General features: G+C 62.0%; 17 protein-coding genes. 15 read left to right on the forward strand and 2 right to left on the reverse strand.

What is annotated here, in order from left to right:
• The first annotated feature begins 249 nt into the window (after positions 1-249).
• The 6 genes from EJD88_RS13430 (at position 250) to EJD88_RS13455 (ending at position 11,853) form a co-directional block, all read left to right on the forward strand.
• Entirely contained in the window at positions 250-2,682 is a 2,433-nt protein-coding gene (locus tag EJD88_RS13430) for a TonB-dependent siderophore receptor (RefSeq protein WP_158878196.1), read from the forward strand.
• Between the two features lie 44 nt (positions 2,683-2,726).
• The gene (locus EJD88_RS13435) at positions 2,727-4,340 is read left to right on the forward strand and encodes an ABC transporter substrate-binding protein (RefSeq protein ID WP_160384991.1); all 1,614 of its coding nucleotides are present in this window, start codon (positions 2,727-2,729) and stop codon (positions 4,338-4,340) included.
• Positions 4,337-5,287 carry an ABC transporter permease gene (locus tag EJD88_RS13440; RefSeq protein ID WP_099584265.1) on the forward strand — a complete coding sequence of 317 codons (951 nt, stop codon included), beginning with the start codon at positions 4,337-4,339 and terminating at the stop codon, positions 5,285-5,287. Before EJD88_RS13435 ends, EJD88_RS13440 begins: the two co-directional genes overlap by 4 nt.
• A 3-nt stretch (positions 5,288-5,290) precedes the next feature.
• On the forward strand, positions 5,291-6,175 hold the full coding sequence (locus EJD88_RS13445) for an ABC transporter permease (protein WP_158878198.1): 885 nt from the start codon (positions 5,291-5,293) through the stop codon (positions 6,173-6,175).
• Positions 6,172-7,797 carry an ABC transporter ATP-binding protein gene (locus tag EJD88_RS13450; RefSeq protein ID WP_158878199.1) on the forward strand — a complete coding sequence of 542 codons (1,626 nt, stop codon included), beginning with the start codon at positions 6,172-6,174 and terminating at the stop codon, positions 7,795-7,797. Before EJD88_RS13445 ends, EJD88_RS13450 begins: the two co-directional genes overlap by 4 nt.
• A gap of 333 nt (positions 7,798-8,130) precedes the next feature.
• On the forward strand, positions 8,131-11,853 hold the full coding sequence (locus EJD88_RS13455; RefSeq protein ID WP_158878200.1) for a hypothetical protein: 3,723 nt from the start codon (positions 8,131-8,133) through the stop codon (positions 11,851-11,853).
• Between the two features lie 74 nt (positions 11,854-11,927).
• Here EJD88_RS13455 and EJD88_RS13460 read toward each other — a convergent pair whose 3' ends face one another.
• Positions 11,928-12,446, reverse strand: a complete 519-nt coding sequence (locus tag EJD88_RS13460) for an SgcJ/EcaC family oxidoreductase (RefSeq protein WP_099584262.1) — start codon at positions 12,444-12,446, stop codon at positions 11,928-11,930.
• Between the two features lie 165 nt (positions 12,447-12,611).
• Here EJD88_RS13460 and EJD88_RS13465 point away from each other — a divergent pair, with 165 nt between their 5' ends.
• From EJD88_RS13465 to EJD88_RS13500, 8 genes are all read left to right on the forward strand, one after another.
• A complete protein-coding gene (locus tag EJD88_RS13465; protein ID WP_158878201.1) occupies positions 12,612-13,778 on the forward strand; it encodes a sensor histidine kinase in 1,167 nt (388 codons plus the stop codon).
• Positions 13,775-14,428 carry a response regulator transcription factor gene (locus EJD88_RS13470; protein WP_099584260.1) on the forward strand — a complete coding sequence of 218 codons (654 nt, stop codon included), beginning with the start codon at positions 13,775-13,777 and terminating at the stop codon, positions 14,426-14,428. The genes EJD88_RS13465 and EJD88_RS13470 overlap by 4 nt, the downstream gene beginning before the upstream one ends.
• Positions 14,425-16,740 carry an ATP-binding protein gene (locus tag EJD88_RS13475; protein ID WP_158878202.1) on the forward strand — a complete coding sequence of 772 codons (2,316 nt, stop codon included), beginning with the start codon at positions 14,425-14,427 and terminating at the stop codon, positions 16,738-16,740. The genes EJD88_RS13470 and EJD88_RS13475 overlap by 4 nt, the downstream gene beginning before the upstream one ends.
• Positions 16,737-17,225, forward strand: coding sequence for a response regulator (locus tag EJD88_RS13480; protein WP_099584258.1), 489 nt, complete (start codon positions 16,737-16,739; stop codon positions 17,223-17,225). The genes EJD88_RS13475 and EJD88_RS13480 overlap by 4 nt, the downstream gene beginning before the upstream one ends.
• Before the next feature lie 38 nt (positions 17,226-17,263).
• Positions 17,264-17,779, forward strand: a complete 516-nt coding sequence (locus EJD88_RS13485; protein ID WP_112195164.1) for a sterol desaturase family protein — start codon at positions 17,264-17,266, stop codon at positions 17,777-17,779.
• 156 nt (positions 17,780-17,935) lie between these two features.
• The gene (locus EJD88_RS13490; RefSeq protein ID WP_158878203.1) at positions 17,936-19,303 is read left to right on the forward strand and encodes a cytochrome C; all 1,368 of its coding nucleotides are present in this window, start codon (positions 17,936-17,938) and stop codon (positions 19,301-19,303) included.
• Positions 19,300-19,812: a sorbitol dehydrogenase gene (locus tag EJD88_RS13495; protein ID WP_158878204.1), complete on the forward strand. Its 513-nt coding sequence runs from the start codon at positions 19,300-19,302 to the stop codon at positions 19,810-19,812. The genes EJD88_RS13490 and EJD88_RS13495 overlap by 4 nt, the downstream gene beginning before the upstream one ends.
• The gene (locus tag EJD88_RS13500; RefSeq protein WP_158878205.1) at positions 19,809-22,019 is read left to right on the forward strand and encodes a GMC family oxidoreductase; all 2,211 of its coding nucleotides are present in this window, start codon (positions 19,809-19,811) and stop codon (positions 22,017-22,019) included. The genes EJD88_RS13495 and EJD88_RS13500 overlap by 4 nt, the downstream gene beginning before the upstream one ends.
• Positions 22,020-22,094: 75 nt before the next feature.
• Here EJD88_RS13500 and EJD88_RS13505 read toward each other — a convergent pair whose 3' ends face one another.
• A complete protein-coding gene (locus tag EJD88_RS13505; RefSeq protein WP_158878206.1) occupies positions 22,095-23,792 on the reverse strand; it encodes a hypothetical protein in 1,698 nt (565 codons plus the stop codon).
• A gap of 256 nt (positions 23,793-24,048) precedes the next feature.
• On the opposite strand from EJD88_RS13505, the gene mexE reads away from it, so the two are divergent.
• Entirely contained in the window at positions 24,049-25,290 is a 1,242-nt protein-coding gene (gene mexE / locus EJD88_RS13510) for a multidrug efflux RND transporter periplasmic adaptor subunit MexE (protein WP_112196952.1), read from the forward strand.
• The last annotated feature ends 11 nt before the right edge of the window (positions 25,291-25,301 follow it).

Consider the following 25,301-nt stretch of genomic DNA (forward strand, 5'->3'; position numbering starts at 1 on the left):
TGGCTACATGGCGCAAGCGGACTGGTCTCGCTGAGCGTGACGGCCCGCACCAGCGCAAAACATCATAAAAATAGATGATCTTAATAAATCACATAATAACAATATCTAATAATTAGCTTATTCCAAAAAAGACTTTCCCTCGGGTTTTTTATAGGAATATCTTCACTTCACAGACCGACCCCATACCTGGCGGAGGACGTACCCCCGACCACCAGGTGCCTGTAAAAGGCTAAATGGACCGATCTCGACATGCCCGACCTCGCCGCCCCGCTGCCCCTCAAGAAGTTTCACCTGTCGCTGCTGACCAGTTCCCTGCTGCTCGCTGCCGCGCCCTCCTTCGCCGAAACTTCGACCGAAGACGCCAAGCTCGGTACCGTCACCGTGATTTCCACCGGCCTGCGTGGTCAGGCGCGCACCGTGGCCGACAGCCCGGCGCCGATTGATGTGATCAACAGCGAGCAACTGCTCAAGACCGGCCGCGCCGAGTTGTCCGAAGCGATTGCCAAATTGCTGCCGTCGTTCAACTTCGGCACCAACATCGCCGGCTACAACTCGGTGACCCGCCCGCTGAGCAACCGCAGCCTCGGCCCCGCCTACACGCTGGTGCTGGTCAACGGCAAACGCCGCCACAACGGCGCCACGGGCCAGCGCGGGTCCATCGACAACAGCGGTGCGAATGCGGTGGACATCGACTTGATCCCGGTCAGCTCGGTGGACCATATCGAAGTGCTCAAAGACAGCGCAGCGGCCCAGTACGGGTCCGATGCGGTGGCGGGTGTGATCAACATCATCCTCAAGACCGGCAGCAGCGGCGGTCACCTGGAAACCAGTTACGGCCAGTTGTTCTCCGGCCAGGGCGAGACCATCAAGGTGGCCGGCGACCAAGGCTTCACACTGGGCGATGGCGGCTTTTTCCACCTGTCGGCGGATGCACGCAAACGTGGCGAAGCGTCGTGGAACGACAAGGCCGACGGCAGCGTCAGGGCCTTCAACGATCCGGCCAGGGAAGCCGCCTGGGACCGCGTAGCGATCAAGAACGGCGACCCCGACCTCAAGGCCTTCAACCTGGCCTATAACGCCGAACTGCCCCTGGAAGACCTGACCCTGTACTCATTTTCCACCTACGGCGAGCGAGACGCCGAGGCCGCCAACTACTTCCGCCTGCCGACCGGCCGGGCCGCCGTGCCCGAGGTGTTCCCCGACGGTTACTACCCGTTGAACAACATCAAGGACCGCGATTATCAATTGCTGTTCGGCGGCAAGGGCCAGGCAGCCGAATGGAACTGGGACCTGAGCACCACCTACGGGCGCAACAACGTCCACCACTCCAGCGACCTCAACATCAACCCGTCCCTGGGCACCGCGTCACCGACCAAGTTCGACAACCTGGCGACCTTCCGCTTCGAGCAGTGGGTCAACAACCTGGATTTCACCCGCCGCTACGACAGCCTGTTCAACCTGACTTCGCCGGTGCAGGTGTCGGCCGGACTGGAACATCGCTGGGAGCACTTCAGCACCTTCGCCGGCGACCCCGAGGCCTATATCACCGGTTCGTACCCGGCGGCATCGGGTGCCCAGGCGGCGGTGACGATTCGTCCGGAAGACGAAGTCAGCCTGATCCGCAACAACTACGCCGGCTACCTGGACCTGGGCTTCGACCTGACCGAACGCTGGTTTCTCGACGTCGCCGGGCGGGTCGAACATTACGATGACGACTCAGGCAACACCCTCGGCCTGAAAGTGAACTCGCGCTACGAACTCACCGACAGCGTGGCCGTGCGCGGCACTGTCGGCACCGGTTTCCGTGCGCCGTCCCTGACCCAGATCGGCTACACCGTGGCCGACAACCGCGTGTCCACCGACGTGAACGGCAACGTAGTGCCCGCCGTCACCCGCCTGACCCCGTCGGGCAGCAACCTGGCCAAGGCGTTGGGCGGTGATGACCTCAAGCCGGAAAAATCGCGCAACCTCGGGCTGGGCCTCACCTGGCAACCGGCACCGCGCACCAGCATCACTGCCGATGCCTACCTGATCGACATCGACGACCGCATCGCCCTGACCAGCAATATCTACGACCAGGGCAACGGCGTGATCAACGGCATCCTCACCGGCCAAGGCGTGCCCTCAGGCACCTGGGTCAACTATTACACCAACGCCTTCGATACCCGCACCCGTGGCCTGGACGTGGTCGCCGACCACACCACACCGCTGGATACCTGGGGCGAAGTGCGCTGGAGCCTGGGTTTCAACTGGAACAAGACCACCATCGAAGGCACCCGCGACACACCGAATGCGCTGGCCAATTCCGGCGTGACCCTGGTGGGCCGCGACCGCGAAGGCGACCTGACCGAAGCGTCGCCCAAGACCAAATGGATCCTGGGCGCCAACTGGAAGGTCAAGGACCTCGAGGTCAACCTGCAAACCAGCCGCTACGGCGCGGTCAAGACGCTGGCGGTCAACCCCACGGGCGACCGCAGCTTCGGCGCCAAATGGATCACCGACCTGGACGTCAGCTACACCTTCGTCGACCAGATCACCGTGAGCATCGGCGGCACCAACATCTTCGACGTGCGCCCCGACCGGCACGCCGTCTACAGCAACCTGGGCCTGGCGCCCTACGGCAACCCGCCGTTCTACCCCGGCGGCGGCTACTGGTACACCAAGCTGGCCTACGACTTCTAAGCCAATCGCCATACGAGGGCATCCCATTGAACACCTCCAACTTGATGAGCCGTCTATTGGCCCCTTGCGCCCTGGCATTGAGCCTGGCCGCCTGCTCACCTTCGGGCAGTGACAGCCAGGTCGGCAAGACCCTGAATATCGCCTTCTTTGGCGACAACACCACACTGGTCAGCGTCGACCCATTCCAGGTCTATTGGCTGGAACACCGGGTGTTGCTGCGCAATGTCGCCGAGTCGCTGACCGACCAGGACCCGCAAACCGGCAAGATCATTCCCTGGCTGGCCAACAGCTGGGAAGTCAGTGACGACGCGCTCACCTATACCTTTAACCTGCGCGATAACGTCACCTTCAGCAATGGCGAGCGCTTCAATGCCGTGGCGGTCAAAACCGCCTTCGACAGCAACAAGGCGCTGGCCGCCGAGTTGCCGGCCACCTTCGGCGCCACCTATCTGGCGGGGTTCGACCATGCCGAAGTGGTGGATGACCTGACCGTCAAACTGGTGCTGGCCAAACCCAACGCCGGGTTCCTGCAAGCCACGTCCACCACCAACCTGTCGATCCTGGCGCCCGCCTCTTATGCGCTCAGCGCCAAGGAGCGCTCGCTGGGCAAGATCATCGGCACCGGCCCGTTCGTGCTGGCCAGCTACACCCCGGAAGTCGGCGCGCACCTGACCAAACGCAAGGGTTACGCCTGGGCCTCGGCGAATATGAAAAACCAGGGCGAAGCGCACCTGGATGCGGTGGACGTCACCTACATCCCCGAGGAAAGCGTGCGCAACGGTCTGTTCCTGCAAGGCAAGGCCGACATCCTGTGGCCGCGCAACCCGTTCTCCGAGGTCGACCTGAAGCTGTTCCAGTCCAAGGGCGCGACCATCCAGAGCCGTTCGCTGCCGGGGCCGGCGTTGAACCTGTATCCCAACACCCGTGACGGCCGCGCCCTGGGCGACAAACAGGTACGCCTGGCCCTGCAAAAAGCCATCGACCGCAAGAGCTACGCCAGCACCGTGTACAACGCTGAATTCCCGGTGGTGGACGGCATCTATGACGTGACCACGCCTTACTTCAAAAGCCAGGGCGCCAAGCTGGTGTATGACCCGGCGGGTGCGGAGCGCCTGTTGGATCAGGCAGGCTGGGCCAAGGGCGCCGACGGTTACCGCAGCAAAAACGGCAAGCGCCTGAGCCTGAGCTACAACATCAGCCCGGCTGAAACCGCAGGCGACGTACTGATCCAGGATCAACTGCGCAAGGTCGGCATCGAGTTGAAGCTCAGCGTGGTCACCCGCGCCGAGTGGGTCGCCAACAACTCCGCCGGTAACTATGACCTGACCATCAACTACATGACGCGCGCCGACCCGATCATCCTGCAAACCATCCTCGATCCGCGCACCGCCAACAGCTCGACCCTGGCCACCAACCTCTACGAACCGGCGGTACTGGACACCGCCAAGGGCCTGTTCGATGCCGGCATCACCGCCACCCAAAGCCAGCAACGTGCAGCAGCCTACGGCGCCCTGCAAGACCTGCTGGTGGATGAGGGCTCGGCGTTCCCGGTCTACGAGCGCGTGTGGCAGGCGGCGACCTCATCCAAAGTGAAAAACTTCCGCTGGACCGCCGAAGGCTTTGCGCTGCTGGGTGATATCGAGGTCGATGCACCATGAGCCGCTACTTGATCGGCCGGGTCGGCCAGGCGCTGCTGGTGCTTTGGGGTGCGTACAGCATCACTTACTTCATCCTCTACCTGCTGCCGGGCGACACTTTGTCGATCATGCTCAGTGCGTCCGGCATGGAAGCCGACGCGCTGTCGGTGGAAGACCTGGCCAAGGCGCGGGCCTATTACGGGCTGGATAAAGGCCTGTTCGAGCAATATATCGACCTGCTGCTGGGCGCGTTGCACGGTGACTTCGGCCAGTCACTGTCGCTTAACCGCCCGGTGGCCGAGTTGCTCGCCGAACGCCTGCCCCAGACGCTGTCCCTGGCGGGGCTGGCGATTGTGCTGTCGCTGCTGGGCGGCATCGGCCTGGCGTACCTCACCGCGTATATCCGCTGGCAACCGTTGAAAAAAGCCCTGGCGCGCTTGCCGTCCCTGGGCTTTTCGGTGCCGGTGTTCTGGATGGGTTTGCTGCTGATCCAGGTGTTTGCGTTTGGCCTGGGTTGGTTTCCCGCCACCGGCAGCCGGGGCTTCGAAAGCCTGGTACTGCCGGCGATCACCCTGGCGATCCCCAGTGCGGCGGTGTACGCCCAGGTGCTGCAACGCAGTTTTCAGGGCGTGTGGAAAGAAGCCTATATCGTCACCGCCTACGCCAAAGGCCTGAGCCGAGGCCAGGTGCAGGCGCGCCATGGGTTCAGGAATGCCGCGCTGCCCATCCTTACGCTGATCGGTTTGCAGGTGGGCAATACCGTGTCCGGCGCCGTGCTGGTGGAAACCATCTTCGCCCGCTCCGGCATCGGCCGCCTGGCCCAGGAAGCCGTGCTGCGCCAGGACATTCCAGTGGTGCTGGCCATCGTTGCCGTGTCGGCGGCGGCCTTTGTCCTGGTGAACCTGCTGGTGGACCTGCTTTACCCGTGGCTCGACCCGCGCATCTCCCACACGCCCAAGGTGTCCTAGACCATGACGACGCTTACCCACAAACGCGTGCGCAGTGAAACCCTCTGGCGCCGCCGCAGCCCCTGGCAACGCGCCACGGCGACCCTGCTGCCCTTGCTGCGCCGGCCGGGGTTCAGCCTGGCGGTGCTGGTGGTGCTGTTCTCGCTGGTCGCCGCCGTGGCACCGCACCTGCTGAGCAGCTTCGACCCTTACGCCACCGCCCCCGCCGCCAAGCTCACCGCGCCTAACCTGAACCACTGGTTCGGCACCGATGAACTGGGCCGCGACCTGTTTACCCGCGTGGTCTACGGCGCGAGCCTGTCGGTGCTGGCAGCCTCGCTGGCGGTGGGGATCGCACTGGTGGGCGGACTCGGGCTGGGCATCTTGTCCGGGTTTGCCGGTGGCCGTCTCGATGCGGTGACCATGCGCGTAGTCGATGTGCTGCTCGCCCTGCCCGGCCTGCTGCTGGCCCTGGCGATCGTCACGGCCATCGGTTTTGGCACCGTGCCGGTGGCCATCGCGGTGGGCATCGGCATTATTCCGGGCTTTGCCCGCACCACCCGCGCCGAAGTACTGCGGGTGAAAACCCTGCCCTATGTAGAAGCCGCACGCCTGGGCGGTGCCAGTTGGGGCCGCACCTTGCTGCGACACATCCTGCCGAATGCCTGGGGCCCGGTGGCGGTACTGGCCACCCTGGATTTCGGCGCGGCAATCCTCGCCACCGCAGGCTTGAGTTTCCTCGGTTTCGGCGCCGTGCCACCGGCGGCGGAATGGGGCACCCTGATCGCCAACGGCCGGCACTTCCTGATCACCGCACCGTGGGTGTCCTTGCTGCCCGGGCTGTTCCTGGTGGCGGTGGTGTTCAGCCTCAACCATATCGCCCGCACCTTTGAGGAGATCCAGCGATGAGCGCGCTTTTGATCGATGTACGCCAACTCAGTGTCGATTACCGCGCCAGCGGCCAGGTCAATCCGGCGGTGCGTTCGCTGTCGTTTTCCCTGGCGCAGGGCGAAACCGTGGCGATTGTCGGCGAGTCCGGCTCGGGCAAATCCACTCTGGCCAACGCCATTCTGGGCCTGCTGCCGGACAACGCGCAGATCAGCGCCGGGCAACTGTGGGTCGACGGCCATAACCTGACCCACGCCAGCGAACGCCAGAAACGCAGCCTGCGCGGCCGCACCATCGGCCTGGTGCCCCAGGACCCGATGGTCAGCCTCAACCCCACCCTGCGCGTCGGCGAGCAGATTGCCGAGGCGTTGATCCTGGCCAAGGGCAAGCGCTACCCCGGCGTCGATGCGGATATTGTCGAGTTGCTGCAACAGGTGGGGATCGACAAACCGGTACTGCGTGCGCGTCAGTATCCCCATGAACTCTCCGGCGGCATGCGCCAGCGCGTGCTGATCGCCATCGCCCTGGCCGGTAACCCGCGCCTGATCATCGCCGACGAACCCACCAGCGCCCTCGACGTGACCGTGCAGCGCAAGATCCTCGATCACCTGCAACGACTGGTCAGCGAGCGCGGCATTTCGCTGCTGATCATCACCCACGACCTCGGCGTAGCCACTGACCGCGCCGACCGCATCCTGGTGATGCAGCACGGCGAGGTGGTGGAACAAGGCCCGCCAAAGCAGATCCTGGCCCAGCCCAGCCACGACTACACCCACGCCCTGATCGCCGCCGCGCCCGCCTTCGCCAGGCGCCGCGAACCGTTGATCAATCTCGACTTGGGGCGCCAGCCGATCCTGAGCCTGCACAACGTCGGCAAGACGTTCGCCCTGCCCAAGGTCAAGGGCGAGGCGTCGACCTTCCTGGCCCTGGAGGGTCTCAACCTGGAGGTCTACCCCGGCCAGACCCTGGCTATCGTCGGCGAGTCCGGCTCGGGCAAGAGCACCGCGCTGCGCATCGCCCTCGGCCTGGAGAAGCCAAGCCAGGGCCGGGTGAGGTTCGAACAGCAAGACGTCACTGACCTCAGTTGGCGCGACTTCCGCCCATTGCGCCAGCGCCTGCAATTGGTGCAGCAAAATCCTTTCGCCGCCCTCGACCCGCGTTTTACGGTGTTCGACAGCATTGTCGAACCGCTGGTGTCGTTCGGTTTGCTCAAGGGCGCGGCGCTGGAGCAGGCGGCGCGGGCGTTGATCAGCCGCGTGCATTTGCCGGTGAGTTGCCTCGACCGCTTGCCCCGCGAGCTGTCCGGCGGGCAGTGCCAACGTGTGGCCATCGCCCGCGCCCTGGCGTTGAAACCCGACCTGCTGCTGCTGGACGAACCGGTCAGCGCACTGGATGTGTCCGTGCAGGCACACATTCTCGACCTGCTGCAGGAACTGCAACGGGACATGGGCATTGCCTACGTGCTGGTGTCCCATGACTTGTCGGTGGTCGCCAACTTCGCCCATGAGGTGCTGGTGCTGCGCAATGGCCGCGTGGTGGAACAGGGTTCGGTGGAGCAGATTTTCAACCGTCCGGCCACCGCGTACACCCGCGAACTGATTGCGGCCATCCCTGGCCAGTTGCTCAAGGCGACGGCCGCCTGAGGCGTTCCTCAAGCATACGGTCTGGGGAGGAAGCAATTGCTAACACCTTTGAATTCATTACAGGGGAATCAAACGTCACGGTTGCTCACTCACTTCAACAGCCCCGTCGATAGAACCAAAACTGGGCACCCATGAATGATTGAGGTTGAGAGGTAGAAATTCGTGACCCTACTGACTAGCAGCGCCCCCCGGAATACAGGGCAAGTACTGCCACAGCCTTTCGTGGCCGAGCCCACACTGGTCCCGTCACCCGCCACCAGCACAGCTGCACACGCGACCAATCAAGCCCTTGGCGAAACTCCCCAGGCCAAGGGCGACAAGGACCTCGCGGGGGTGTTTGCCAAAACCTCACATGAACTCGTGAAGACCGGGCTTTCATTTGACAATACCGATTACCTCGACGAGATTCCGCCTGATTCAACCTTCGGACAATGGTGGACACACCTACACAAACTGCTTAAAAACCCACAGTTCGTGGGTTGGGCGAAAGGCAAACATATCGACCTTTCCAAGCCTCTGCTGATCAGCTCCTTCGGCCGTCTGACCGCGATTGCCAGTGGCCAGCACCAAACCTTCGGAGCGTTAGATAAGGACCCCTTATGGGACATGGCCGTGGCACCAGTGCTACGGACGGCGGGCGTGGTGGAGGCGGGTAACTCCCCCCTGGTAATCACGCCGGGCAGTCCCACCAGCGCCCCCTTTCAGGTCGTGGCGAATTTCTATGGAGAATGGGGAAATGTGAGTGCTGTGCGAGCCAACGAGTTGGAGCGGACCCAGACCTTCAGAAAAAACGCGGCTAACAATCCGGACAGTCACATGACCCCAACGGCCAGTCTGGATCGCCTGGCCATGGAAAAAACTGCGCTGGGCGACGTTGAGGACATACACACGTTGTCCTCTAGGTTGAAGCAACTCCAGTACAACGGCGCCAGCCAAATCGAAGGTGCGTTGACGAGTACCACGATGGATGTGGATCCGGACTCGTCATTCGGCCAATTGAGCGAGTTGGGTATCACCATGCCCCCTACACTCGAACAGTTTATTCTTGCAAACAATTGGAACCTGCCAAAAACACCGGCAGAACTCGACAACTTAATACAGGTCATCAACAGTCCACCGCTGCCCGTGTCAACGCTTGGCACTCTGGGGGGAGCCCTGTCATGGCCAGTGCCGCTGAAGACGTACGAACAAAAAGCGGTTTACAGTCACTTCTACTACAACCTGAATCTGCCAAGCCTTATCGAAAATGGTCTTAAAAAAGACCCACGAGGTGCCTTGGGTTACCTGGCAAAAAACATCCAATTTTCTAGCAGCGAATTGCGCAATCCTCTTCAAGTCATAGAGAAAATACTCAATACCCCCAAGGCTCGCGAACTCGAGTCTGCCCTGCAAGCAAAAATGGGCGACCAATGGAAAACCAGCTCCTCCCATGACTGGGTCTTGACTGCGATCGCGACAACCTTGGACACAGAGAGCCTTTTTCGTCCAACTCTCAATCATGTGGCAGGTTTCAACCTCGCAGACTACCGCTTCAGTGGGCAGCCCCTGACAACGATCAAACAGGAACTCGCCGACCATCTCGTACAGCTCAACCGAGCATCGCAAGAGCTGGCCCCTGTTGCTGCGCACCTGCTGCTGGCGCGTGCGGCGCCCGAGCTGCTGGTTCAAAATATTCCCAATCACGTGACTTACGGGTCCGCCGCTTGGGTAGCGCTCAAGGCAGCGGTGGCGCGCATCGAAACCTACAGTCCTGGCGCCACCGCGCAGATGACCTTTGCTCAGGTGTCCGCACTGGACGCCAAGGATCCGATTACCGCTTCCGGCCAAGGAATTCAGGAAGCCAAATCACGCTTGGCTCTGATCGAATGGGGAAAACTGCACGGCACACTCGTGCCCCGAGAAGACGGCAACTATGCTCAGGCACATATCGACCAGACGAAAAAAGCGTTTCAGGACAAAATTACAGCGTTGCAAACGTCACTCGAACACCTTGCCACCAAGGTGCCCACCCAACGCGATATTGGATTGGACGAACTCAAGAAGAAGTTTGGCGCCGAACTTCCTTACGAACTCAAGTGTTTCAGGGATAACAGCCCTATAGGAAGAGGCAGCGGCAACCTTGCCAGCCCCACACAACCCACCTTCTCGTTGTTGGATTTTTACCTAACCAATCCTGAGTTGAATAGATTTTCAAACTGGGTATCAGATGACAGTCGGTTTCCCACCGGCATGATCGCTCAACTGTCGAGCCTGCCCAACCCAAAATCCAAACATGAGCGAGCGTTTGACACGTACAAACAAAACGTTATCGACGCGCACACCATCGTGATAAAAAACCAGATTTCCAGACTGCCCCCAGATGATCGAAAAAATCTCGAGTTCGGTAAAATTCGAGTCTTTACCGAAGGTGAGGTCAAAAAGTCACGTTTGGTCCTTCCCGGTTCTACACACGACCACGAAGATCGCCATGCAGTCCAACCCCAGGACAAACGGGCGCTTATTTTCCAGACCGAGCGTGACGGCAATCTGGAGTTTTATGAAATGTCATCGCAAAAAGGGCAAATAACCAAGCGCGACGACCTGAAAAAAAACTTCAAGGAAGGACCTCAAGGCAATTGGGTCGAAATCCCTAGCCTTTATGGCAAAGCCTGGAAAAACACGGCTATCTATGAACGCACCCCATCGGTGGACCAGGCCGCTAAACAAGCAGCCAGCCCCCTACCGGTCACTACACCCGCTTCGTTCACCAGCCCACGCAGTCACTATATTGGTGAACTCGTCGCCTCCCATAGCAACCCCGCATCGCTCTTTAATACTATGTTTGAGTTGACCAAGGCCATCACGACATTTGATGAAGAGAAAGCCAAGGAAAACGCAATAACCAATATCATCTTCGGCCTGATACCTGGGGCCTCCGCCGTCAGGAACTTGATCAACGGCGACCCGCTGGCCGCGATTGGCGATCTGTGTTTTGATGCCGTCATGTACCTGACAGGTACGGCCTTTACCAAAGGCGGCAGCGCGCTCCGTAGCGTCGGACGTACCAGGGCGGCAAGCGCTGCGAGCAGGCCATTTGGCCGAGGTGTGCTGGGAAGCGCCCCGCGCCTGCCTGTCAGCACTCGACCCATTGCGCCTGGCGCAAAATTCCCGCACATCCGTCAGGTGCAACAAAGTGCGATGAACAACGCGCAGATGAAGGAATTCGTCAAAAGGGCGGATATCACTGAAGGGACCTATCAGGTGGGCACGAGCACTGAGCGTATCAAAGCGCTAGCGATGCGCGATCAGAACACAGGTCACTGGTTCCATTATGACGCTGACAAAGCGCGCCCGTACGGAGCAAAAATTGACAAGTTCTCACCGCAGACACATCGACCGGTTTCAACTATAGCCTCTGCACCTTCGGCCCCGCTCAATCACTTCGAGAAAAGTCTGCAAGCCGATAACGTTGTACAAATGGGCGGTCCAATGCAGGACCTTAAGATGGTCGCTAACGAAATGCATACGTATGTTGATGTATACAAAGGAGTGGACCGTCTTAACATCGTTGCCCACGGACACCCCCGTAACTTGGCTGACAAAATATTCGGCAGGGGCACTCATGTCGTGATTGAGGGTAAACCCTATTCTGCTCGGGAACTGGTGACGTTATTGAACAGCAAGGGGGTTGATCCCTCGCTGTACAACAACATCAGGCTTTTGGTGTGCTATTCCGGTGAAGGGCGAAGCCAGGCTTTTGGTCGATTGCTCCAACAAGAAGTCCAGCGCCCCGTCAAAGCGTTTGAAGGCACGGTGAGCATGACTTACGGCTCTACCCAAATGACCAGCAAGCGGCGCACGTTAATGACGGAAACACAAAATACGTATCCGCAAGCCTCTCCCAGCCTCGTCGAGCAAGTGTCAGACGAGATACTACGACAAAAATTTATCGGTCAGATAACGCCAACCATCTCTAAAGCTCACGGCAGTGTCGTCAAGATCAATGTGGCAGATGTAGGCGCGCCGCCGATGTTCACCGATAGCGTTATTTCTTACAAACCGGTGTATTTCCACTAAGGCCAGCCGTTCACTCGGCCGAGCGCCCCCCCACGCTCACACCCACCAACGGATAGGCATCACCCCTCCACCTATCACTGTTTGGCGTGCTTGACCTGCACCTCAGGCATCGCCGAAGAGTGATGATTCAGAATCTTCCACTGCCCGCCCACCTGCTCATAAACGAAGGTGTACCGCGCCTGCACCTGGCTGACCTTACCCTTCGCGTCAGTCAGGGTGAAGGTGTAGACCCCGCTGTCCATGGCCACGTTAGTGCCCAGTTGGCGGATTTCACGGTAGTTGATCTGGCCGACCGGCTTGAGCGCCAGGAAGTGATCGAAGTAGTCCTTGATCTGGTCCGGCGTGGTGCGCACCTGGTTGGACACGGTCGGCTGCAACACCGCGCCCGGCGCATAGAGGTCGACCACCGACGTGACGTTGCCGGTCTGCAGGGCGCTGTTCCAGCGGTCGAACAAACCGGCAATCTCCCGGTCCTTCACATTGGCGGGCGCCTGGGCCACCTCGCGGTAGACATAGGGTGACGTTTCAGCGGCCTGAACAAACGGAACGCTCAAGGCAAACATCAGGGCGATTGCTGCGGGCTTGAATTGCATGGGGAGACTCCAGTGGTGTTCGTTGAGCCCACTTTGCCAAACCGAGCATGGCGCGCCATCGGCCAATCGGAGTCATTTACCTATGCCATTTGGCAGATAGCCGCCAAGGCGTTTAACCATGTTTAATAGACGCCCCGCCCTCCCTGCATCGCTGGAGCATCACCCATGCATAACCTGCCCCATGACCCCGGCAGCGCCTTGGCCATGCGCGCGCATTTGCGCCAATCGCAAAGCCGCACGGCGCGGCTGCGGCTGTTGGTGGATACCGGACAGGAGCTGAGCCAACTGGCCCCCGACGCCATGCGCGAACGCGTGCTCGTGCGCGCCTGCGCGTTTCTTGCGATGGACCACGGCCTGCTGCAGGAATGGGACGCCGAAGGGGCCGTCCACACCACGGCAAGCCATGGCAGCCCGGCGCGCCTGAACGGCCTGGCGGCCCTCGCCGACCGCGACCTGCGCGCACCACGCTGGCAGGAACAGCCGCACAGCGTGCTGCAAGTGCCATTGTGCGGCAGTGACGGCCAGGCTTTTGGCCTGCTGGTGCTGGGCAACAGCGTCAGCCTGCGGGCGCCGGATCACGAAGACAGCGAATCCCTGCAACTGCTCGCCACCCTGCTGGCTGCGCACCTGGAAAACGATCGGCTGCTGACCACCCTCAAAACCCGCGACAAGACCCTGTCCGACCTGGTCAACCGCCTGTTCCGCGCCCAGGAGGACGAGCGCAAACGCGTGGCCTACGACCTGCACGATGGACTGGCACAGACTCTCGCGGGTTTGCACCAGCGACTGCAAGGCTTTGCCGGCCGCTGCCCCGCACTGCCTGACGCACTCGCCGCCGATCTGCAGGCGATCCTCACCCTGGCGCAGCACTGCGTCGGTGAAGGCCGGCAATTGATCGCCGGCCTGCGCCCAACGGTGCTGGATGATTTCGGCCTGTTCAAAGCCCTCGACAAGGAAGCCGACCGCCTGCGCGACGCGGGCATCAGCGTGGTGTGGCAGGCGGAGTGTGAAACGCGCCTGGCCAGCCAGGTGGAGATCGCGCTGTTCCGGATCGGCCAGGAAGCCATCAACAATGTCCTCAAGCATGCCCACGCCAGCCGGGTGCACTTGACCCTGGCGTTGCACGACAGCCAGGCATCCCTGCGCGTGGACGACAATGGCAAAGGCTTCACTTGCGCGCCATTGCGCGATGACGCCCAGCACCTGGGCCTCGCGACCATGCAGGAGCGCGCCAGCCTGCTGGGCGGTAGTTTCACCTGCGTCAGCGCAGCCCACAGCGGTACCCAACTGCACGCCCGCGTGCCGGCCCATTTGCCTGGAACCCCTCAATGACCCACGTCCTGCGTCTCGTGCTGGCAGACGATCATGAAGTCACGCGCACCGGTTTTGTCTCGCTGCTGGCCGGCCTTGCGCAGTTCGAGGTGGTCGGTCAAGCCAGCGATGGGCTGCAAGCGGTCGAGCTGTGCGAACAGCTGCTGCCGGACATCGTCATCCTCGACATCCGCATGCCCGGGCTCAACGGCTTGGGCGCCGCGCGTTTGCTGCAAGAGCGCCTGCCGGCGGTGAAGGTGGTGATGTTCACCATGGACGACAGCCCCGAATACCTGGAAGCGGCGATGAATGCCGGCGCCGTCGGCTACTTGCTCAAGGACGCCAGCCGGGCCGAGGTGATCGACGCCCTGCAACACGTGGGCGCCGGCGGCGAAGCGCTCAACACGGCGGTCAGCGCGCGGCTGTTGCGCCGCATGACCGAACGCCAGGCCAGCGGCGCAGCCCCCAGCGAAAACCTCACCCCCCGCGAGCGCCAGGTACTGGGCCTGGTGGCCAACGGCATGAGCAACCGCGCCATCGGCGAACAGTTGGGGATCACCACCGGCACCGCCAAGGCCCATGTGGAACGCGTGATCGGCAAGCTCGGCGCGGCTGATCGGACCCAGGCAGCCGTGCGCGGCATCGCCCTGGGCCTGGTGACGTCACCATGAAGCGGCGTTGGGCCGACCTGCCGCTGCGGGGCAAGGCGCTGGTGGTGATCTCGCTGCCGCTGGTGGTGCTGTTGCTGTCCCTGGTGCTGATCTACACCACCGAACGCCAGACCGCCCGCGCCGAAGAAGACGTGCGCCGGGTGCTGCGCGTGCAAGGCGATATCCAGGCCGTGCACACCCTGCTCGCAGAAGCCGCCGCCAGTGTGCGCGGCTACCTGCTCACGCACCGTGAAGACTTCCTGCCCAGCTACCTCAACGCCGGGCCACAGATCGAGTCCGCTCTGCGCCGGCTCGACCGCAACGTGCGTGATCCACGGGTGCGTGAGCAACTGAGCGCCATCAAGCCGCTGATCGAAGGCAAGGTCGACGGCCTGGAAGAGATGCTCAAGGACCGCGACGCCACACCGCAATCCATCAGTACCATCCTGATCAGCAACAAGCACATCCTCGATGCCTTGCGCCAACACATCAGCACCATGCTCACCCTGGAGGAATCGTTGCTGGCCGAGCGCAGCGCTGCGGCGGCCGAAACCCGTCAACGGTTGCTGCTGTCCACCTGGCTGGCGGCGATCTGCGGGCTGTTTGGGGCGATTGTTGCGGTGCTGTTCCTGTCCAAGGGCATTGTGGCGCGGGTGCAGAATGTACAGCGCAATGCCCAGCGCCTGGCGTTGGGCTCGCCCCTGCTGCCGCAACCGCCGGAACACGATGAAATCGGCCAGTTGGGCACCAGCCTGGTGGAAGCCGGGTTGCTGCTGGCCGAACGCGAGCGCGCCTTGCGTGACAACGAAGAACGCCTGCGGCTGATCATCGACGGGGTCAAGGACTACGGGATCTTCGCCCTCGACACGGCGGGCCATGTCACCAGTTGGAACAACGGCGCCGAGCGGATCAAGGGCTATACCGAGCAGGAAATCATCGGGCAGCATTTCTCGGTGTTCTACTTGCCCGAGGAATGCCCGCAGCACCCGAACATGGCGCTGCGCGAAGCCACCCTTAATGGCGATTACACCGAGGAAGGCTGGCGCTGCCGCCAGGACGGCACGCGGTTCTGGGCCAGCGTGGTGATCACCGCCCAGTACGACGGCACCGGCGCCTTGCGCGGCTTTTCGAAGATCACCCGCGACATCACTGACCGCCGCGCTGCGGAAATCGCCCTGCGCAAGGCCCGTGAGGAAGCCGAGCGCGCCAGCCGCGCCAAAAGCGAGTTTCTGTCGCGCATGAGCCACGAACTGCGCACCCCACTCAACTCGATCCTGGGCTTCGCGCAGTTGCTGGACATGGACGCGCCCAAGGCGCAAAAGGCCGACGTCGGGCATATCCTGCGCGCCGGCCAGCATCTGCTGACGCTGATCAACGAAGTGCTGGACATCGCCAAGATCGAGTCAGGAAGCCTGGCGTTGAATATCGCGCCGATCCCGCTGGCGGAGGTCTTGCAAGAGGCGCTGTCGCTGGTCTCGCCGATGGCTGCCGACGCCGGCATTCGATTGCAGCCATTACCGGACTTGGCAGCGGACGTGGGCATCGTGGCCGACCGCCAACGCCTCACACAGGTGCTGCTGAACCTGCTGTCCAATGCAATCAAATACAACCCGCGCGATGGCGAGGTCAGCATCGAAGTCGTCGTTGATGGCCCGCGTATCGGCGTGTCGGTGTGTGATACCGGCCACGGCATTGCGGCGGACCATATGGGGCAACTGTTCAAACCCTTCGAGCGCCTGGGCGCCGACCCGAATGTGGAAGGCAGCGGCCTGGGCCTGGCCCTGAGCAAAAGCCTGCTGGAAAACATGGACGGCCACCTCAACGTGCAGAGCCAGGCCGGCATTGGCTCACGCTTCACCTTGGAACTGCCGTTCACGCGCGTGGCGCCATTGCAGCGCATCGCCACGCCCGTCATCGACACGCAGGCGCCGCGCCCTGCCCCCACGGCCTGCGCGCACCTGGGCAAGGTCTTGTGCATCGAAGACAACCTCTCCAGCCTGGCGCTGATCGAAACCCTGCTGCAACGCCGACCGGGGATAAAACTGCTGTCGAGCATGCAAGGCCAACTGGGCCTGGACCTGGCCGCGCAGCACGCGCCGCAGTTGATTCTGCTGGATGTGTGCCTGCCGGACCTCGACGGCGTGAAGGTGCTGCAACGCTTGCGTCAATCGCCGATCACCCGTGACACCCCGGTGCTGATGATCACCGCCGACGCCAGCGACCTTACCCGCCAGGCCTTGCAGGCGGCAGGCGCAACCGCCGTGTTGAACAAGCCGATCAACGTGCCCGCGTTTCTCGCCCACCTCGACCAGTCTTTTATGGAGCCCATGTGAACCTCGACCTGCGCATTCTGATCATCGACGACCAACGCCCGAACCTGGACCTGGTAGAGCAACTGCTCGCCCGCGAAGGGCTGACCAACGTGCTGAGCAGCACCCAGCCGCTGCGCACGCTGGAGTTGTTCAACAGCTTCGAACCGGACCTGGTGATTCTTGACCTGCACATGCCGCAATTCGACGGCTTCGCGGTGCTGGAACAACTCAACCGGCGCATCCCCCAGGGTGAATACCTGCCGATCCTGGTCCTTACCGCCGACGCCACCCGCGATACGCGCCTGCGCGCCCTGGCCCTGGGCGCCCGGGACTTCATCAGCAAACCGCTGGACGCGCTGGAAACCATGCTGCGGGTGTGGAACCTGTTGGAAACCCGTGTGCTCTACAAGACCCTGCGCACCCTGGTGCCCGCCGAGCACATCGAGTTGTTGCAAAGGCGCCAGGCAACGGGCACTCTGCCCGCCGCCGGGGACAACCCGGCTTGACTTCCCCTCGGTTCATGCACTTCAAGGACGATCCGCACATGGCGGCTTCAAACAAATGGCTGATGTCGTCAGTCGCGTATTACCTGGATTTTTTCACCGTCCCCCTGTTTGTCGGCCTGGCGCTCTGCCTGGCGCCGCTTGAGCCGCTGCAACTGCTGGCGGGCCTGCTGGCCTGGACACTGGTGGAGTATTCGGCGCATCGCTTTCTGTTCCACTCGCTGTATCGCCACGAGCACTGGACCCACCATGTGGATGTGCTGGCCTATATCGGTGTATCGAGCTGGAAAACCAGTTCCACCTTTGCGGCGTTGCTGCTGCTGGCCTGGTACACCGGCCTGACCTCGGCGTTTGTCGGTGCGGTCACGGGCTACTTCTATTACATCTCCGTGCACTACGTGATGCACCGCCCGGCGCATTGGGCCCATGGGTTTATTCCAGGGTTGGTGGCCAATCACGATCTGCATCATCGCAAAGGCATCGAGAAGAACTTCGGCGTGTCTTCGCCGCTGTGGGACCATGTGTTTCGCACGTATATTCGCGCAGACCGTGCCTGAACCGCCGCTGAGCTATTGTTTTTATCACGAATCAATCTAGCGCTGCGTACACCTGCGTTCTCAACCTTATCTACGCTCTAGCCCGTGCCAGGAGGCGCATTGAAGAGTCCATGACGGACCCACTGTCTCCTGGCGCCTGATGCCTAGGAGATAACGATGAGAAAGGAAACCCATCGCCCCCGGCCTGGGTTCGGCTGTGCGCTGTTTGGCGCGTTGCTGAGCCCCCTGGTCGTCGCGGCCCCCACGCTGTCTACGCAAATACCCTTCGATGTCACGGCGACGCCGCCGTTTTCCCTCACCAGCCTGCAAGCCAACTTCGACGAGATGTCATGGCAGACGTTTATTGCGCTGAACTGGCCGGTGCTGGCCGATGGCAAGCCCAATACCGGTGTGCAGATCGGCCAGCAGGACGCGGCCACGGTGTGGGAGAGCTACAAAGAGAGCTATCAGATTTTCCTGCCCCAAGGGCAGAAACCAGCGGCCTGGCAGGCGCCCGCCAACGTTCCGGCAGCCTGTGAGGGCAAAGGCTCGGGACGCTTGTTGCAGCAAATGGGCAAGGTGCCGGATGTGCTGGACGAGTTTATCCAGCCGTTTCAAAGTGGCCCGCTGGTGGACCAGAGCGGCGTGTACACACGCAATGAAATCGTGGTCAACCAATCGATGTTCGACGGCATCGTCAACAATGGCCTGTACAGCATCCAGGGCCAGCAGGCGTTTTTTGCCGCCAGCCCGACCAATGCGGTGGCGTTCAGTTGTGGCAACCCGGCCACCAGTGACGTGGGTTCGCTGATGGTCAAGGCGTCGTGGAAGGTGCTGGACGGCAACGACCAGCCTGGCAGTTTCCATACCGTTGATGCCCTGGTGTATACGCCGGGCAACAGCGACCCGAGCAAGGGGCCGGTGGTGGCCGAGTCCTGCGTTGCCGAGCCGGTGGGGCTGGTGGGATTGCATATCGTGCACAAGACCACCAGCGCGCCGCAGTGGGTGTGGTCGACCTTCGAGCACGTCGACAATGTGCCGGAGAAAACCACGCCGCCCGCCGAGCGCAAAGGCCCGTATTTGTTCTACAACGCCAGCAGCCATGCCGAGGTCAACCAGCCGCCGCCCCGGCCGTGGAACCCGGCGGTAAAGGCCACGCCATCGCAGATCGTGCGTGAAATCCCTTTGACCGACGAAACCAAGGCCCTCAACACCACCTACCAGAACCTGTTGCGCACGGTTAATCCCAATAGCGTATGGGCCAATTACCAGTTGATCAGCACCCAGTGGCCGACCCTCAGCGGCCAGCCCCCGTGCCAGATCTCGGCCACCAAGCCGTTGGGCAACCCGGCGCCGTCATTCCTCGCCAATGCCACGCTGGAGACCTATATCCAGGGCACCGTGCCCCAGGCGTCGTCGAGCTGCATTGCGTGTCACGGCAATGCGGCCACCCACGTGACGCAATCACCGCGCACCAGTTTCGCCGACTTCACCTACCTGCTCGAACGCGCCCAATCCACCGGTGTGACAAGGAGTCAGCCATGAGTACCGACCTGGACAATTTCACCGGCCTGAGCGTGGTGCTCACCGGCATCAATCAGGAACTGTTGGCGCCATCGGTCGACCCCATCGGCCTGCCCAGCACCTTTCTCGATTTCATCGGCCCACGCCTGGGGCAAACCGTGCTCAGCGCCCTGCTCGCCCAATACGCCGCGCTGGTAAGTGAGCAACAGACGCCGCAGCAAATCGGCACGGCCATCCTGATGCAGAACGGCCAACCCGCCGCGACACAAACCGCCCAGGCAGCGCGGGCAATCATGAAGTTGTGGATGCTCGGCGTGTGGTATCAGCCGTATACCCAAGGCGCGTTCCCGGTGAACGAGCAAACCGTGGTCAGCGATGAGGCCTACACCCAGAGCTGGGCGTGGAGCATCGCTCAGGCTCACCCGATGGGCTACAGCGAGTTTTTCTTCGGCTACTGGAACAGCCCGCCACCGAGCCTGGAAGACTTCACCGGGGTCACCGCCAGCCCACAGCCAGGAGCATCGTCATGAGCAGCGAACAAGCAGATGTCGTGATCGTCGGTGCGGGCCTCGCGGGCAGCATCATTGCCTACCAACTCGGCCTGGCGGGGGTGAAGGTGCTGGTGCTGGAGTCCGGCCCGGAAGTCCCGGCCAACCGTAACCAGTACCTGCAGCGGTTCTACACCGCCACGCTGAAGACCCCCGAATCGCCCTACCCGCCGGTCAGCACGCTGAGCCCGGCACGCAACCCGGCCGAACAGAACGCGCCACGGGCGACGATTGCCGACCTGATCCTGGGCTGGGACAACCCCGAGGTCAGTTACCTGGTGCAGAAAGGCCCGCTGCCATTTACCAGCACGTATGAACGGGTCGGCGGCGGCACCACCTGGCATTGGGTCGCCACGTGCCTGCGCATGTTGCCCAATGATTTCCGGATGAAGTCGCTGTACGGCGTGGGCGTGGACTGGCCCATCGGCTACAACGACCTGCAAAGCGCCTATTGCCGCGCCGAAGCGGAAATCGGCGTGGCGGCCAACGTCGCCGACCAGGCCTACCTGGGCATCACCTTCCCGACGAACTATGAATACCCGATGACCAGCATTCCGTTGTCACTGGTCGATGGCAGCTTCGTCAGCGCGGTGCAGGGCCAGTCATTCCAGGGCTTGCCGCTGGTGGTCAGCCCGACGCCGGCCGGGCGCAACTCGCAGCCGTATGCCGGGCGCCGGGTGTGCGCGGGCAATACCAACTGCACGCCGATCTGTCCTATCCAGGCCAAGTATGACGCCACGGTGACCCTGAACAATGCGCTCAACACCGGCAATGTACGGGTGCTGTACAAAACCGTGGCGAGCAAGGTCACGGTGGCAGCGGACAAGACGGTCAGTGGCATCGAGTTTATCCAGTACCAGCTGGGTGATGGACCGGCCACTGGCACGGGCGTCGCGGTCGGCCAGCGTTATGTGATCGCCGCCCATGCCATCGAGACGCCCAAACTGCTGCTCAACTCAACCAGCAGCGCCTGGCCCAAGGGCGTGGCCAACAGCAGCGGCCAGGTCGGTCGCAGCCTGGCGGACCACCCGATCTACCTGGCGTGGGGCTTGATGCCCGAAGGCAAGACGGTGTTCCCGTACCGTGGCCCGGTGGCCACCTCCGGCATCGAAAGCCTGCGCGACGGTGCCTTTCGCAGCCAGCGCGCAGCGTGGCGGATCGAGATCGGCAACGAGGGTTTCAACTGGCCGATCGGCGACCCCTACACCACCGTCGCCGACCTGATCGACGGCACCAACGTCAGCCGCACCAACCCGTTGCCAAACGCCACGGGCGCGGCCCAGGTGCTGTTCGGCACGGCGCTGGTGCAGCAGTTGAACAACTTGCTCACCCGGCAATTTCGCGTGGGCTTTTTGGTGGAACAAGTCGAGGACGATCCGAACAACGCCAACTGCTACATCGTGCCGTCCAGCCAGTACCAGGACCGCCTGGGCATCCCGCGCCCGGAAATCCACTACGACCTGTCGGACTACACCAAGGAAGGTTTCAAGCAGGCGCGGATTCTCGCCAGCCATGTCATCACCGAACTGCTCGGCGCCACCGAACTGACGGCCGACATCAAGCCGGGGCTGTTTGACTACCAGGGCGAGTCGTACTCGTTCCAGGGCGCCGGCCACTTGATGGGCACCTACCGCATGGGCGCGGACCCGGCCACCTCGGTGGTCGACAAGTACCAGCGCAGTTGGGACCACAACAACCTGTTCCTGGTGGGCGACGGCGTGTTCCCCACCACCGGCACCTCCAACCCGAGCCTGACCATCGCCGCGCTGTCGATCCAGGCCGGCGACACGCTGTGCAACGACCTCAAGGCCGTCACCGTGCAGGTGCAAGCGAACCAACCATGGCAAGGCACTGGCGTGCAGATCAACGGCCCAAGCCCGCGCCTGGTGCGCTATGTCAGCGGCCAATGGCTGGCCAGCCCGGTCGGCGGCATGGTCGATGGCAATGGCAGCCCGGGGTTGATCGCCAAGGCGGGCTACACCCTGCCCGGTGCCAATGAAGGGGCGCTGATTGGGCGTGTGGGCAACAGTGGCGCGCCATTTCTGGTGGGGGATCTGGCCGAGATTCCGCCGGGGCAGACCGGGGAATTGCAGCTGTGCATCAACGATGACCTGGAGGGGCGGTATGGGATTGGGCTGGGGGATAACCAGGGGGCGCTGACGGTGCGGGTCGAGTTCGGTACCGCGTAAACAACCAGGGCTGCGAGCGTGGTCAGCTCGCAGCCCTGGTGCCCTCAGGCACTCGGCATGCAGGTCCTTGACGCTTCACATTCTGTAGCTATGGTCACGTTCATCCCCGTCCAGCTGTTTCTTTTCTTGCTTGGTCAGCGGCTCTTGCAGGTCTATATAGCGCTCACGGACACGCTGCTCCATTTCACGCACATACGGTTCATCCTCGATAGCGACCATGAACAGCCGAAGGGGCAGCGCGCCGGTCTCGCCACTGCCCAGGATCCGCAGCGCGTCATCAATGGTGTCGAACGGCTCACCGATCTGCGAATTGGCGTCACACAGGCCAAAACTGATAAAGCTCGCCCAATCCCAACCCGTCTCGCGCACGTCGACGGGCAGGTAGGTGCCATCCGGTTTTTTGCCCGCCGTGAGCAACAGTTGCTCCAACGCTTGAGCAGAGCTGACCGTTGGAACCGCAGTGGCCAAGTGCAGGTTCGCAGACTCATGGTAGAACAGGTAGTAACCGCCCCGCGGCAACTTGGACAGCTTGGGTAGCTGGCCTTTTTTGCTGCCCACATCGGCGACCCAATCCTTGGCCCGCTTGGCCTGCAAAAGCACGGCTTTGCGACAGATCAGGCCACCGATATTCAACGAGATAATGACGCCAAGGTCGGCCCCTAAACGGCTTTCTTCCGGCTTGCCCGCCAGTTGCAGCGTGCCAAGGAAAGACTGGGACATGGGGTAGCCGAATTTTGGAACCTGTTTGGACGCCCAGTTCCCAAGCCAGTGTTCGACGTAGGCACTGAACCGGCCGTTCAACAGGTCCTCAATGGCCGCTGCGCTGTTCAGAAACCTGGCCATTTCCTGTTGGCACTGAAACATCGCCCAGTAGATCGCCCAGAGCACATCGATGGACAGGTGGGTGGGTGAAGTCGCCAATTGGCTCAGCAGTTGCCACTGATCGGCAGTGTGACCACATTGCAGCAGTTGACGGGCTGGGTCGCGTTGCATGTTTGCCGCCGCCAGCCTGGCGCTGGCCGCGACAATATTGGGAAAGCCGCCCGTCACCGCGACGCCGAAGTGATCCCGATTGGCGCGTTCGCGAATGCCTTCGGCGCGCTTGCGCCACTTGGCATAGGCGGCCACGTCCGGTGTTTTCTGAAAGACCAGTTGCCCCAGGCAGTCGTGGGCTTGTGGCATTTTCATCTCGCGCACCAGGTCCATCACCCGAGCCAAGGTTACGGCGAAATCAGGCGCCAGCCATCCATTGCCTTTCGCAGCTGCCAACGCCTCTGTCGCGGCCAACTCGAAGTCCTTCAACTGGCTCTGGGATCTGAGAAGCTTCGCCAATAGCTCCTTGAGTTTGAGCCGTTCCTCGTGCTGGCCGGCGACGTACCGGTTGTGCTCGTCAATGTCGCGGTTGCGTTGTGCCGTGATGGCCGGCTCATCGAAAGCCAGGATCGCTTGCTCATGCTGGAGCCGGGCGGCCTTGAGCTCAACGGACGCCTGATGCGTATCCAACGGGCTGAGCAGCCAACCGAAGCCGTGCCCTTCACCTTTCTGCCGATCAAACTGCTGTTGGCACTTGTGCACGCACGCCTGGGTCGGAGCCAAGGCTTCGGTGCGCTCCCTTTCGGCGCTGCGTAAACTCAGGCGGTCGATAGCGGCAATGCTGGCTTGAGCCTGGCTGATTCGCTCGGACAAGACCGTCAGGGCCTGGCTGAGCGCTTGGGAAAAGGTATTGCTCTGGACCCTGACATCTTTACGGGGCGACGTTTGGAGCATGGTCATGAATGACTTCCTGGTCGAACGATCTGCATGCGCAATAGTAACCATACGGATGCCGAAGTCGACATTGCTTGCACACCCGCAACAGTCCTTTGTCATCATCGCCATTGATAGCCCCCTAACGAAACCCCTATGCTAGAGGGCTGATATCGCGCTTATATCATTCGCAATGATAGTTACCTTCGCTTCATTCGATTCGTGACATACCCCCTCGCCGCGCATGATCCGCCCATCTCAAATACATTGGCGGATGCACCTCATGGAACAGTCACTCAAACATTTGCGCTTGCCCCTGGCGATTCTGGCCGTGGCGGTGATGAGCGCGTGCGGCAAGACCCCGGACCAAGCGGCCGCCATGCCTGCGGCAAAAGTCAGCGTGGCCAAGGTGCTGGAACAGCCGGTCAACGAGTGGGATGAGTTCACCGGCCGTCTGGAAGCGCCGGAAACGGTGCAGATCCGTCCTCGGGTTTCTGGCCAGATTGACCAAGTCGCTTTCACCGAAGGCGCTTTGGTCAAGAAAGGCGACCTGCTGTTCCAGATCGACCCGCGTCCGTTCCAGGCTGAAGTGCGCCGCCTTGAAGCCCAGTTGCAACAGACCCGCGCCGCTGCCACTCGCAGCGACAATGAAGCCCAACGCGGCGAGCGCCTGCGCCAGAGCAATGCAATCTCCGCCGAACTGGCCGACTCGCGCACCACTGCCGCCCAGGAAGCCCGCGCCGCTGTCGCCGGCATCCAGGCGCAGTTGGACCTGGCCAAGCTGAACCTGAGTTTTACCCGCGTGACCTCGCCGATCAGCGGCCGCGTCAGCCGTGCCGAGATCACCGCCGGCAACCTGGTGACCGCCGATGTCACCGCGCTGACCAGCGTGGTGTCCACCGACAAGGTCTACGCCTACTTCGACGCCGATGAGCGCGTGTACCTCAAGTACACCGAGCTGGCGCGCCAGGGCCGCCGTGGCGCGACTACCCCGGTGTACCTGGGCCTGTCGAATGAAACCGGCAACCCGCACCTGGGCCAGATGAACTTCGTCGACAACCAGGTCAACCCGGCCACCGGCACCATCCGTGGTCGCGCCGTGTTCGACAACAGCAAGGGCGAATACACCCCGGGCCTCTACGCACGCCTGAAGCTGGTGGGCAGCGGCACCTACTCCGCCGTGCTGATCAACGATGAAGCCGTGGGCACCGACCTGGGCAAGAAGTTCGTGCTGGTCATGGACGGCGACAAACCGGCCTATCGCGCCGTGGAACTGGGGCCGAAGATCGAAGGCTTGCGCATTGTGCGCAGCGGCCTGAACAAGGACGACACGATTATCGTCAAGGGCTTGCAGCGCGTGCGTCCAGGCTCGCCGGTCGCGCCGGAAACCATTCCGATGGCCAGCCAGGAAACCCTCGCCGCCTTGGCCCAACAACGACAAGCGCTTGAAGCCAGCAACCTGGAACAAGTGGCGCCGGATAAAGCCGCGCCCAAACTGGCCAGCGTCGCGACTCCACGCGGTTAAGGGATACGACT

Source organism: Pseudomonas sp. PB105 (assembly GCF_009764655.1).
In the GTDB taxonomy this organism is placed as follows: Bacteria; Pseudomonadota; Gammaproteobacteria; order Pseudomonadales; family Pseudomonadaceae; genus Aquipseudomonas; species Aquipseudomonas cyclaminis.